The 12,592-nt window shown below is 67.7% G+C and carries 9 protein-coding genes and 2 pseudogenes; 7 read left to right on the top strand and 4 right to left on the bottom strand.

All coding sequences use genetic code 11. The annotated features are described in order from the left end of the window. Window positions 1-98: 98 nt before the first annotated feature. Window positions 99-756: pseudogene (locus tag ACFWN1_RS11875) on the top strand (IS30 family transposase); the annotation flags it as partial. Between the two features lie 13 nt (window positions 757-769). Further along, complete coding sequence (locus ACFWN1_RS11870; RefSeq protein ID WP_384360159.1) at window positions 770-1,063, top strand: integrase core domain-containing protein; 294 nt, start codon at window positions 770-772, stop codon at window positions 1,061-1,063. A 620-nt stretch (window positions 1,064-1,683) separates the two neighbouring features. Here the strand turns inward: ACFWN1_RS11870 and ACFWN1_RS11865 are convergent. Beyond that, window positions 1,684-1,881 (bottom strand): hypothetical protein, encoded by a 198-nt coding sequence (locus ACFWN1_RS11865; RefSeq protein WP_384360157.1) that lies wholly within the window; start codon window positions 1,879-1,881, stop codon window positions 1,684-1,686. On the opposite strand from ACFWN1_RS11865, the gene ACFWN1_RS11860 reads away from it, so the two are divergent. After that, window positions 1,880-2,116 carry a helix-turn-helix domain-containing protein gene (locus tag ACFWN1_RS11860; RefSeq protein ID WP_384360155.1) on the top strand — a complete coding sequence of 79 codons (237 nt, stop codon included), beginning with the start codon at window positions 1,880-1,882 and terminating at the stop codon, window positions 2,114-2,116. The genes ACFWN1_RS11865 and ACFWN1_RS11860 overlap by 2 nt on opposite strands. 1,145 nt (window positions 2,117-3,261) lie before the next feature. Here the strand turns inward: ACFWN1_RS11860 and ACFWN1_RS11855 are convergent. Both ACFWN1_RS11855 and ACFWN1_RS11850 read right to left on the bottom strand, forming a co-directional pair. After that, on the bottom strand, window positions 3,262-5,082 hold the full coding sequence (locus ACFWN1_RS11855; protein ID WP_384360153.1) for an RHS repeat-associated core domain-containing protein: 1,821 nt from the start codon (window positions 5,080-5,082) through the stop codon (window positions 3,262-3,264). A 145-nt stretch (window positions 5,083-5,227) separates the two neighbouring features. Beyond that, on the bottom strand, window positions 5,228-5,437 hold the full coding sequence (locus ACFWN1_RS11850) for a hypothetical protein (protein WP_384360151.1): 210 nt from the start codon (window positions 5,435-5,437) through the stop codon (window positions 5,228-5,230). Between the two features lie 53 nt (window positions 5,438-5,490). Between ACFWN1_RS11850 and ACFWN1_RS11845 the strand changes: the two genes are divergently transcribed. Next, window positions 5,491-6,027, top strand: coding sequence for a phosphoribosyltransferase family protein (locus tag ACFWN1_RS11845; protein ID WP_384360149.1), 537 nt, complete (start codon window positions 5,491-5,493; stop codon window positions 6,025-6,027). Window positions 6,028-6,156: 129 nt separating this feature from the next. Further along, a pseudogene (locus tag ACFWN1_RS11840) lies at window positions 6,157-7,154 on the top strand (transposase). A gap of 743 nt (window positions 7,155-7,897) precedes the next feature. On the opposite strand, the gene ACFWN1_RS11835 reads toward ACFWN1_RS11840, so the two are convergent. Beyond that, on the bottom strand, window positions 7,898-8,854 hold the full coding sequence (locus tag ACFWN1_RS11835; protein ID WP_384360147.1) for a hypothetical protein: 957 nt from the start codon (window positions 8,852-8,854) through the stop codon (window positions 7,898-7,900). Between the two features lie 44 nt (window positions 8,855-8,898). Here ACFWN1_RS11835 and ACFWN1_RS11830 point away from each other — a divergent pair, with 44 nt between their 5' ends. After that, window positions 8,899-10,116, top strand: coding sequence for a CapA family protein (locus ACFWN1_RS11830; protein WP_384360145.1), 1,218 nt, complete (start codon window positions 8,899-8,901; stop codon window positions 10,114-10,116). Between the two features lie 220 nt (window positions 10,117-10,336). Then, a complete protein-coding gene (locus ACFWN1_RS11825) occupies window positions 10,337-12,586 on the top strand; it encodes a cache and HAMP domain-containing protein (protein WP_384360161.1) in 2,250 nt (749 codons plus the stop codon). Window positions 12,587-12,592 lie beyond the last annotated feature (6 nt).

The following is a 12,592-nucleotide window of genomic DNA, read 5'->3' as shown; positions in this document are numbered from 1 at the left end:
CCGGCTGGGCCTACGTCGCCTTTGTCCTGGACGTGTTCTCCCGGATGATCGTCGGCTGGCAGATCGCGAACCATATGCGCACCGAACTGCCGCTGTAGCGCACCGGCCGGGCGCTGCGGATTCCCCGTGCACGGTCACAGAACAAACCCCAGGGGCACGTCACCGCGGACGTCATCCTCGGCGAACGCCCCGCCGAGGCCGCAGACCGTGCGGTCCCCGGACACCGGGAAGGCGATTTGATCATCGGCACGGGTCGCTCCGCGATCGGCACGCTGGTCGAGCGCAGCAGCCGCTCCACGCTCCTGGTGCACCTGCCCCGGCTCAAGGGGCTGGGGCGAGAATCCGCCCGTGAAGAACGGCACCTCACTCGGGGGCTATGGCGCGATCGCGATGAACACAGCGCTCACGGCATCGATGACGCAGCTGCCCGAGCCACTACGCAAAACCCTCACCTGGGACCGCGGAAAGGAACTCTCCGGCCACGCCCAGTTCGCCATCGATACCGGGACGAAGGTGTTCTTCGCCGATCCCCACTCGCCCTGGCAACGACCGCCCAACGAGAACACGAACGGGCTGCTGCGTCAGTACTTTCCGAAGGGCACCGATCTGTCCCGGTGGTCGTCCACGGACCTCGAAGCCGTCGCCATGGCGATCAACAACCGGCCCCGCAAGACCCTCGGCTGGCGGACACCCGCCGAGGTCTTCGAAGAGCAGCTACGCTCGCTGCAACAACCCGGTGTTGCAACGACTGGTTGAACTCGCCCAATATGTGTCAATTCGATACACCGACCGGCTCGCTGACATCGGCCCTTCCGCGTCAGTCGGCTCCGTCGCGGACAGTTACGACAACGCGATGGCCGAGGCGCTGAACGGCACCTTCAAAGCCGAGCTGATCGAGATGCAGGGCCCCTGGAAGGACGTCGACCAGGTCGAGCAGGCGGTCTTCCAACGGGTCACCTGGTACAACGAAGAACGCCTCCATTCCGCGCTCGGCTACGTGCCACCAGTCGAGTGCGAACGCGACTTCTGGCAGAGCCAGGAACGCATCCCGCAGTCCGCCTGAAACAAGATCGCCGGACTCTACGAAACTCAGTACAGCTCAGAACGCACCATCAACAAGATCAAGGACTGGCGCGGCCTCGCCGTCCGCTACGACAAAAAACCTGCGAGCTACCAGGCCGGACTCCAATTATGCGCCAGCCTCCTCTGGATCCGACACCTCGAATCACAGCCTTGATCACAACTCCACACAGGCCCCAGCTAGTACTGCACCTTCGGCAGTCTGGCAGGGCAACTGTCCAAACACATAAGAGTTCTCAACGTCGTCTGGGAATCTCAGACAGGTCGAGGTACCGCAGCTCATGTGCCCAACAGCTAATGGCCAGAGCCAGATATGCCACTATATATGCACGCAAACGACCTGAACAAGAAAAACAAGATCAATCTCATACGCAGACAGGGATCCGAGTCAGTCCGAGAGCAACGGCCTTCCTCCGCCTGCGGCAACGCGAGAACCCACAGGGGCGGCCGCGACTGGGGCCGCTCGCTGATCGACTGAAGACGCCGACGGTAGTGCGCGTCTTCCACAGCGGCACTTTGCTTGGGTTCGATGGTCTTAGGGCGGGTGCCGACGTTCTCGACGGATCGCTCAGTCACGGGCCGAGCGTATTGACCAGCACCTGCTCACGTACGGCACTTTCCAGAAGGGGGTGGAAATGCCTGCGCACCGCCGCGCGACGCCAGCAGCCCCACCACCGTGGCGGCCGCGAATACGACGACGCCCTGGTCCAGGCCGTTGACGCAGGAGGCGCAGTACGGCCAGGCCAGAGCGAGGACCGGACCGGCCAAGAGGATGCCGAGGCCGATAGAGGTGGGTAGCATGTCGCGAAGTTCTGGGCCGAAGCGCCCCAGCGCCGGCAACCACGTATTGTCGACCACAATCATTGTCCCGGGCATCGCCGACCTGCGGCCCCTGCGCCAGTCCAAGAACCTCACCCTCGCCGTCGCCGCCCCGCACCTCGGAGTCCGGCCCGCCACCATTTCCGCCCTCGAACGAGGAATTCGCCGCGACGACGCTCTCACCCACGCCTATCGCAACTGGCTCCAAGCCGCTTGACAGGCAGCCGTCCTGGGCGAAGCTCGCCAGATCGCACACCAGCGGCGAAAAGGTCGGCCAGGTGCATGCGCGTGTGCTGATCCAGGGCAACACGGTGAACGAGGCCAAGTGGGACGCGGTAGGGGCAATAAACACCACCGAGATCACTATCGGCGGCAACACGATCAACAACAGCGTCGGTGGGGTCTGCGTCGGCTCCGCGACGGCCAGGATGGTCGCCCAGCCGCCGGTTCAGGTGGGGGGCGGACCCCGTCTCCGGGGTCGACATCGTCGACAACCAGGTGACGCTGGTGGCAGGCGCGTCGGGAACCCTGCGCAACGCCGTCCGCGTCAGTGCGGACACGGTCGGAAATGTCTCCCCTGTGAGCGATGTCGCGGTGTAACCAGATCAGCGGCGGAGGCTTCTACTACACCCCGAACGTAACCTTCCGGCTCGGCACCCCACACCAGCGCTGACCCCCGGACCGCCCGCAGACCCAACCGCCCTTCGTACCGGCGGCACGGCTCCAAGTTTCCCCGGAAATGGCAAGGGCTCAGGCCAGACGGTGTCTGTCCTGACCCTTACCGGAGCCCAGTGTCGGATTCGAACCGACAACCTACGCAGTACAAGGCCAAGAGCGTCCAGCATCGCTGGATCTGCTTAGTAGTGATGTGCGGATTTGACCCATACCGCAACGAGGTCGCCGGACACGTTCGCATTGGACAGGTTGACCTGGTCGTCCACCGCAACCGTGCCACCGGTTCGTCGGCGGCTGCGTCCAGGTGTCATGGCCACCCTGCTGGATCTTCCGATCAGTGCGCATGCGTAAGCGCGGGTCAATCCCGCGCTGTTCCTGCCGGCGGTGGAGGCAGAGGCTTTTCAGAGATCTGATCAGCGCTCATTTCGCTTTCCGGTCTTGCGTAGACCGTATGTCCACATCGCCAGAGACAGCAGGCACATGCCGCTCAAAATTAGAGGTATCCATCGCTTTTCTCCCTCAGACAGGAGACCCTGAACGAGTGCAAGAATTCACACAATGGCGACTACGGACATGAATATGCGCATCTTGCGCTTGTCGTTCACTTGTTCCGCCTTTCGAATTATACAGCGAGAAGGTGGCGCGCCCTGATATGCCAGGGCGCGCTGATTGTTGCTTGTGCGGATTCTAGCCGTAGCTGATCAGGTCAACGTTGTTGTAGCCGAGAAACCCGCCTACCGCACATCCTCCGAGAACTGCGCCCGCAGTACCCCACGGCCCTGCGATACTGGCCGTCGTTATGATGCCGGACATATCGGCAGCTTCTATTCCTGCCAAGCACCCCACCGCTGCTCCCCAGATGTTGTTACTGACGTCCATGAATTCGTCGGACAAGAAAGAGAGTCCGCTGGGGTCGACGTGGTTCACGGGGTCGCCACCCGCGTAGAGGAAGGGGTTCTGCTCTTGACCCGAGGGGTCGGACTGGGTGAAGCGGCCCAGGGTCGGATCGTTGTAGCGGGCGCCCATCTTGTAGAGCCCGCTTGAGTCCAGGTCGGCGCCGGTGTAGCCGAAGGGCTGGTCGATGGTGGCCGTGTTTCCGGGTCGGGCGTTGCCGGTGGGGCTGTAGTCCCAGCGGCCCTGCTTGGTGCCGGTGTTGTCGACGAGGGCTGATGGGGCGCCCTGGTTGTCGGTGAGGTAGTAGTACGGGTTGCCGCCGCTGGTCATGCCGATCAGTGTGCCCGCAGGATCGCGGACGAATCCGGTGCTCTTGCCGTCGACGGTGGTGGTGGAGATGCCGGTGGGGCCCTGGTCGATGCGGGTGGAATCGACGCTGAGGCGGTTGGAGCTGTCGGTGCCGGCGTAGGTGTAGTTGCTGGTGGTGCCGCCGGTGGTGAGGGCGGTGAGCTGGTTGAAGTCGTTGTACGTCTCACCGGTGCGCGGGAGTTGTCCGGCGGCGGTGAGTTCGTTGCCGTTCTTGTCGTAGGACCAGCCGGTGGTGTCGCCGTTCATGCCGGTGAGCTGGTTGGCCGCGTTGTAGGTGTAGCTGGTCAGGCCGCTGCTCGCGGAGCAGGACGACGCGGAGCCGGAGGCGGCGGTGAGGTTGCCGGCCTTGTCGTAGCAGAACAGCCAGGAGGCGTTCTTCGTGGAGCCGGCGTTTTCCTGGGCGTAGCTCAGGCGGGACTGGCTGTCGTAGGTGTAGGAGATCGTCTTGTTCGCGCCGGGGTCGGTGCGGGTCTGGATCTGGTCGGTGTCCGTGCCGCCCGAGAGCTTGTAGTCGTAGTTGTAGGTGAACAGCGTGCCGGTCGGGGTGGTGGCCTTGATCTGGGTGGGGCGGTCGGCGTTGTCCCACTGGGTGCTTTGGGTGGTGCCGCCGGGGAGTTTGGTGGCGGTGCGGTTGCCGTCCTCGTCGTAGGTGAAGGTCGTGGTCGCGCCGGTCGGGTCCTTCGGTGAGGTGAGGTGGTTGGCCGCGTCGTAGCCGTAGGTGGTGGTGCCGCCCGGTTCGGTGAGGGTCTTGAGGTTGCCGGCGGGGTCGTAGCCCTGGGTGTAGATGGCGCCGTCGGCGAGGGTGCGGGTGGCTTCGCGGCCGAGTCCGTCGTAGGTGTAGGTGAGGGTGCCGGAGGTGTCGGTCTGGGTGAGCAGGTGGCCGTCGCGGTCGTAGGTGTAGCCGACCGTGAGGTTTCCGCTGCCGCCGGACGTGGCGACCTTGGTGACGCGGTCGTGGTTGTCGTAGGTGTAGGTGGTGGTGACGCCGCCTCCGTCGAGGACGCCGGCCGGGCGGCCGAGCGTGTCGTAGGTGTAGGTGGTGGCGCCCAGCGGCGAGGGGGGTGCGGTCTTGCTGAGGTTGCCCTTGCCGTCGTAGGAGTACGACGTCTTGTTGCCGTTCGCGTCGGTGGCGGTGCAGCGCTGGCCGTCGAAGCCGCCGCAGTCCGTGACGCCCGAGTCGCCCTGGTAGCCGTAGGACAGTTTCGCCCCGTTGGACACGCCGGTGGTGGTGTCCTGGGAGGACATCAGGTTGCCGGAGGTGTCGTAGCTGTAGGTGGTCTTCTTGCCGGACGGGGTGGTGAGGCTGCCGGGCAGGTTGGCTCCGGAGTGGGTGCTGTAGGCGCCGAGCGCGGTGGTGGCGCCGGTGGGCAGTTTCGCCGAGGTCAGGTTGTCACTGGAGTCCCAGTCGAACCGCCGGCGGCAGCCTCCTCGCCGCCTTCGACGCCATCCTCACCGCGACCGTGCTCCACTCACTGGCCGCGTGCAGCTCCGTGGTGTTCGACGTGGACACCAACCGCCGGGACGTCGTCCCCGACGTCCCGGCCATCAGCTTGTCCTTCATCTTCGGGCTCGGATCGACGTCGGGAGAGCTCGGGAGCATGGGTGGTCGATAAGGGTTTGCTGCCCTGGGCGGCGATCGGAAGACTTCCGCTCATGCTTACGACTGCGCGTGACCTGACGCTTGAACACTTCCGGTGGATCGGTGGTCACGCGGACGTGTGGGCGATCTTCCGGGATGCCGGAGCACTGGCCGCGGTGGTCGCTGCTCTCGTTGAACCGTTCCGGGATGAGCAGATCACGGCAGTCTGCGGGATCGAGTCGCGAGGCTTTCTTCTGGGTGGTGCCGCCGCCGTCGAGCTCGGCGTCGGTTTCGTTCCCGTCCGGAAGGGCGAGGGCCTCTTCCCAGGCGACAAAGTCGTGCGTAAGTCAGCTCCCGACTACCGACGCCTTCGTCACACGCTGCGACTCCAGCGATCCTCGCTCGGGCCGGGAGACCGCGTTCTGCTGGTCGATGACTGGATCGAGACCGGAAGCCAGGCTGCGGCCGTCAGGAGCATGGTCGAGGAGTGCGGGTCGACCTGGGTGGGATGCAGCGTCATCGTTGATCAGCTCACCGATGCGCCGAGCAGCTCCCTCGGTACCGTTCGAGGGCTGCTGGCTGCGAAAGAACTCCCACCGTGTGAGTCCTGAGTCCAGCCTGCCGGCTTCGAACCGATCTCGAACTCAAGGCAGAATTGCGCAGTTCAGCGGACGTGGGGGCGGCCTTCGTCCGATCATGTGCTCCGGCCAGGGTGCACGTGACCGAGACGAAGGCCGAGAGTGAGTCTGCTGTCTGATGCTGTCCGCAGGGAAGCGTTCGCGGAAGCATCGTGCTTCCGGGGCGAGTTCTGCGAGTGTCTGGCCGCCTCGCGCGACGAGTTGTTCGAGCCGGCGTACGCGGTGCTGTGTGCGGACGGTGCGGTGAAGTCCCCGGTGGACCTGACGCTGCCGCCCGAGCATCGGCGTGGGCACGGAGCGATGTACGGCGGCCAGAACCACGGCCGGATCGACGCCGAACGGCTGCGGACGGTGCTGGCCAGCCTGTCGCTGCCGCGTTTCGGCGGCGGTCGGCTGGTCCTGGCGGTCGATGTAACGCCATGGCTCCGCTCGGACGCGCCGTGCTCGGCGGAGCGCCTGTTCTGCCACGTCTACGGCCGCGCGACGACCGCGTCGCAGTTCATCCCGGCTGGCCCTACTCCTTCGTGGCCGCGCTGGGGCAGGGCGCCGCGTCCTGGACCGCGATCCTGGATGCGGTCCGGCTCGGACCGGCGGAGGACGCGGCCGCGGTCACCGCCGGCCAGCTCCGAGGGGTCGTTGAGCGGCTCATCGCCGCAGGCCGGTGGCAGGCCGGGGACCCGGACATCGTGATTGTCAGCGATGCGGGCCACGACGTCACCCGCCTGGCCTGGGTCCTGCGTGACCTGCCCGTTGAGCTGATCGGCCAGGTCAGCTCCGACCGCGTGATGCGGCTGCCGAGGCCACCGCGGATGCATGGTGTCAACGGCCGGCCGCCCAAGCACGGTCCGGAGTTCCGCTGCACCGAGCCGGAGACCTGCCCCGAGGCAGCAGACCACTGGACCTGCATCCTGATCGTCGCTCACACCCAGCTCAGGCTCGCCCGGCCGGGGGTTCAGGAACATCCGCGCCCACCTCGCCTGCCCTGCCCGTGTTCCCAAACCCCGGAAGATCCTGGTAGACAAAGAACAAAATCAGAGCCTGTTCGGGTGTTCGGGTGGTTGTTCGCCGAGTTCGGCACGCTGCGCGAGCAGGTTCGTTGAGGCTCGACTGCTCGGGGAGTCGGTGAGGGTCCCGTGGCCTCGGGGATGGATGTGGTGCGGATCATGGGGTTTTGGTTCTCGCTGTGCGACGATGGCGGGACGAGAGACTGACCGGCGCCCTGCCGCAGCGACTGCGGAGATCGGTTCACGTGTCCCGGGAATCGCCCGCCTTCACGGGCATTCGGGACCCGCCATCGCTGCCAGTGCCGCTTGGGTCGGCGCCCCTGGTACGCCTCGCGCCCCTGACCGTGGCAGAAGTTCGGCGGCTCCTGGTAACTTGCCACCCACCCCTCGCCGCTGGCCGGCCCTTCCTCAGCGCACGCACGCTGAGGTGGTCCCACTGGCGCAGACGACGCCAAGCCGTCGCCCGCCACTGTCACTGTCAGCGGCGGCTACACACGATCGAGGGGCAGCCCGGGAAAGAGAACAAGGATCGCCACGCAGCCCTCCACACTCACCTAAACTGCCCCTGAACAGGGACAACGTCAAAGTGCTGCTGGAGTACCAGGGCGGATCCGGATGCCTGGGACGGGGGCGACGTCCGGTACCCGAAGAGCCGGCTCGAGTTCGGGACCGACTCGGTCTCACGTCAGACCACCGCCCCACGGGCGCGCTTTCTCGCACCAGCATGCGGATCTCCCCGACGCCCGCAAGGGAGGAGGGCCTGGCCTACTGTGGCGTCCCGCGAACCCCTTGGTCGACACGATAGTTCTGGCGTGGGCGGAGCGCGGCGTACCGCGCGTTCATCGTGCCGGCGGGGCGTTCTCCCAGCGACGCGTGACCCTGCCGATATCGCGTGCCGCCTGTTCGGCCGCCGCATCGGCACCGCGTACCGCCGGGGCGAACTCCACGTGCAGGAACGGCACATGACGCGCGTCGGCGATGCGGCCCTGCATGTTCTCCTGGCCTTCCAGCGGGCAGGTCCGGGCCCAGGCCCGGCACACCCGGAAGCCGTGGGCCCCCAGCGCGTCGGCCAGCGCCCGGCCGTCGAGGCGGCCCTCCCGGCCGGCACCGGTGGAGGCGACGACGTCGTAGTCCGGTGCGGAGGAGGCCGCGAAGCCGTGCAGCTGGACACCTGGCATCCCCCGCCGGGCCAGTTCGGCGCAGACGGCGTGGAAGACGGTGTCCCGGCGGTGCGCCACGTCGGCGGAGTCACCGTCACCTGCTTTGCGATGTGCACCCGCGATCACCAGAACGCCACCTGGTGAATCCCGCAGCACCCGTACGGCGAGTTGCTCGGTGTGCTGGTCGGCAACGGGGTGGGGAACCTGGACCGACCAGCGCGGGGTGTGGTCGAGATCGAGGTAGAACCGACCCCAGCCGCGTGGCGCGACGGCGTCGTCGGTGCGGTCGGCGACCTCGGCGTAGTGGCGGCCGGAGACCTGGTCGACGATCGTGCGAACGGTGAAGTCCCGCTGAGAGAAACGCTGTTCAGCATCGTGACGGTGGCCGTCGAGCAGCAGGCCGATCGCGGTGGCGACGGCCGCGCGGTCGGCCGTTCCGGGGTGCCGGTAGCCGTGTCCCGGACCGAATCCCCTGGTGAAATCCGCCACCGAGCGCGCCAGGTCGATCCGCGGTGCCCGCTTGTCGTCGTCACGGATGTCCGTGGGGGCCCCGGTCACCGTGCGCGTGTGGCGGAGCATCACGGTGACCGCTCCGGCGAGACCGGCTACGACAAGGAGAATTGTTGCGATCGTCATCGTGCGTGAGCAGTTGGCTCTCATGGTTGTATCAAGATATCCCGGTGAACAGACGCCGCAGCCACACCTTGCTGACCTTGTTGAGCCCGCTCGTACTCCTCGCCGGACCCGTCGGCTGCGGCGCCCTTACGGGCGGTTCGGACGACCAGGGCGGCGGACGCTCCTTCACGGTCGCGGCGGCCGGGGACATCCTGATGCACCCCCAGCTCATAGAACAGGCGCGCAAGGACGCGAAGGCCACAGGCGCCGGGGTGGCCGGACTGGACTTCGGGCCGCTGATGGCCGGGGTCCAACCGGTGATCAGCAAGGCCGACTTGGCGATCTGCCACTACGAGCCGGTGATGGGCACGCCTGGCGGTCCGTTCGAGGGTTTCCCGGACTTCCAGGTGCCTCCGCAGACCGCCAAGACGATCAAGGACCTCGGCTACGACACCTGCTCCACAGCCTCCAACCACACGCTCGACCACGGGTACCAGGGGGTGAAGCGCACCCTGGACGCGCTGGACGCGGCCGGGGTGAGGCACACGGGCTCCTTCCGGACGAAGAAGGAATGGCTCACCCCGCTGATCCTGGACGTCAAGGGCGTCAAGGTCGCGCAGCTGTCGTTCGCGTACGGCTTCAACGAGCCGCACCGCCTGCCCGCGGACAAGCCGTGGCTGGCGAACCAGGCGAGCCTGAAGCGCATCCAGGCGGCCGAGGGGCAGGCCCGCGCGGACGGTGCCGAGGTGGTGATCCTCTCCGTGCACTGGGGGCGTGAGCACCAGCCGGACCCGTCGGCCCAGCAGACCACGTTCGCCCGTCAGATCGCCGAGAACACCGGCGTCGACCTCGTCATCGGCCACCACGCGCACGTGGTGCAGCCGATGGAGAAGGTGGACGGCACCTGGATCGCCTACGGACTCGGCAACCAGATCGCGCGGCACGAGTCGCCGACCGGGCTGACGGAAGAGGGGGTGATCGCCTGGTTCGCGTTCACCGAGCACGGCAAGGGCCACTGGGACGTCCAGCCGCGCTTCGAGCCGACGCTCTTGGAGATCCCGCCGGACGTGGAGGACAGCCCCGGCGGCGCCACGCCGGCCGGCGACGACGACGCACAGGACTACCGCCTGCTTGACGTACCGGTCCCACTCCGGGACGGCCGCCGGCTCACCGGGCGCCAGAAGGCCCGGCTGCGGCTGGCCTTCGAGCGCACGGAGGGCACCCTGCTCAACCGCGGCGCGGGCGGCGACGGGCTGAAGGCCCTGACTGCGCTGCCCGGATGACCGGCTCCGCTGATCGACGATGACCGCACGATGACAGATGTTGCGCAGGTCACGTAAAGATCGATGCAACCTTATGACTCTTCTTTGAGTCTGGCTTCCGGACGCACCCCTGGTGTCACACCTGTGCCGGAACGCGGCACTGCACCATCAAGCCCGAGAGGACCGTCCCTTGGCCTCACCGCCCCCGGCGCGGCAGCACCGATCCCGCCGTCGCGCCGACATGTCGCTGATCGGAGGCATCCGCCCGCCGATCGCGGTTCTCTGCGTACTCCTGCTCTCGCTCGCGGGAGTGACCGTCCTCGCGCTGGGACGCGTGGACGACGCCGGGGTGCCGAAGGCGGTGCTGACCTCTCAGCAGCACTTCGCCGAGGACGGTGCCATCGCGCTGCGCGCCTCCATCGACGAGTCCGTCACCGACCTCACCCGGTCCGCCGCGCTGTTCAGTGCCGGGGCACCGGTCACCGGTGACGCGGCGCTCGACAAGCTCGGCAGCACTTACCAGAAGTGGGCGGGGACGGCCGTCGTCGAGATCCGCAGCGGCAAGCTCGTCGCCGCCCGCGGCGAGACCGTCCCCCTGACCGTGGTGGACACTTCCGCACTCGGCGGGCGGGACGGACTCGCGCCGCGCATGGCCCGGCTGGGCAACGGTGAGACCCGTCTGCTGTCGTTCGCCCTGCTGTCCTGGCCCGGCAGGCCGCAGCTCCTGCTGGTCGCCTCCAGCAATCTGCATTTCCCCGGCATCAGCCTCGGTCAGTTCCGCTCCATCGCCGTGGTCGACGGCGGCGGGAAGATCCTCAGCAGCGACGGTATCGCCGAGCCCGAGCAGGCCCGTGGCGGCGCCGACCGCGCGCAGATCAAGGCCCAGCGCGAGCAACTCGGCGTCTTCGCCCGCAATGCGGCGCGCCGGGCCCAGCAGGACCCGCGCAGCAGCAAGGAACCCGGCAGCGGCGGCTACCAGGGCGTCAGCGGCAGCCTGCTCGGCGGGCAGTTGCTGAGCGACCGGTCCGTCGCCGGGTACGCCACCCTCGCACCACCGGAACCCGGCGAGGTCACCACGGCCTCCGGGCTCGGTCTGTCCGTGGTCTCCATGATCGACGTGGACGAGGACCCCCGCCGCGCCGGCTCCCTCGTCTTCGGCGTACTGGCCGGCGGCGCGCTGCTCCTCATGGGCGCCCTCGCCGTGGCACTTCTCCTGGGCGCCGTGCAGCGGCCGCTGATCCGGCTGTTCCTGGAGTCCCGCAGGCTCACCCGAGGCGACCTGACAAGGCCCGTCACCGTGCCCCGCTTCGGGGAGGCGCACCGCATCGGCCGGTCCCTGGAACGGCTGCGCCGTCAGCTGCTCGGGGAGTCCGCCGACGACGAGCCGCGCCCGCGTCTGCGCGGCATGCGCCGGGTGGGTGTCCGGGCCCTGCTCGCGGTTTGCGCCGTACTGCTGCTCGCCTGGTCGGCGCCGCTCATGCTGCTGCTCAACCGCGCCGACGGCACGGCGACCGTCCCCCAGCAACTCGTCAGCGACCAGCGCGAACGCACCCAGACGCTCAGCGACCGGGTACGGCGCGCGCTCAACGAGGGCGAGGCCGATCTGCAGTCCGTGGGCTCCCTCATCGGTGACGGCACCGCACCCGCCGTCATGAACGAGGTCCTGAAGCGCACCCTCGACGAGAACACCCGCTACCGCTCGCTCTACGTGGTCGACTCCTCCGGGGACGTCGTGGCGCACGAAGGCGACGCACCGCGTCTGCCGGGCTCCCGGCGCACCTCGGACAAGCCCCTCAGGCTGCTCGGCCGGGGCGAGAAGGAGCCCCTGGTCGTGGGCACCGCCGAGATCCCCGGTGCCAAGGGCAACCGCCTGATGGGCGAGTTCCGCATCGAGTTCCTCAACGCGTTGCTGGGCCGGCCCGGCATGGGCGTCGTACGTCTCGTGGACGACAAGGGTGGCGTGATCGCCGGCAACACCGGATTCCTCGCCTTCCAGTCGCTGCCCGACAGCCACCTCAAGGACCTCGTCACGGCCAGCAACCAGAAGCTGGGTAAGAAGGCCAGGCCGAACGGCGTCCTCTACCGCGAGCACGGCGTACGGATCGCCGCCGCGGCTCCGTTCGCCGGCACTGGTCCGGCCCAGTCACTCCACTGGAGCGTGGTCTCCTGGCAGCCGGTGAGCAGGCTGGCCATCCCCGGATACGACACCCAGAACCGCACTGTGCTCGCCGGTCTGCTCGGTGCCGCGGCGGCCGTCGCCTGCCTGGGGTGGCTGCACATCGTCGTGGCCCGACCGCTGCGGACCCTGGCCGACCGGAGCGAGGCACTGGCCGACGGCGACCGCAAGACCGTGCTCTTCCCCCAGCACCACGACGAGGTCGGAGCCGTCACCCGCTCGCTCGAACTCATCCGCCAGCAGTCGCAGGTACAGCGCCGCGCGCAGCCTGGCCCCACCCAGCGTCCGGCCGGCCGGCAGTACACAAGGAACTGATCACCC

Origin of the sequence: Streptomyces sp. NPDC058459 (assembly GCF_042721685.1) — a bacterium.
Taxonomy (GTDB): domain Bacteria; phylum Actinomycetota; class Actinomycetes; order Streptomycetales; family Streptomycetaceae; genus Streptomyces.
Note: the sequence above shows the minus strand (reverse complement) of the source record. Positions and strands in the feature narration are given on the sequence as shown.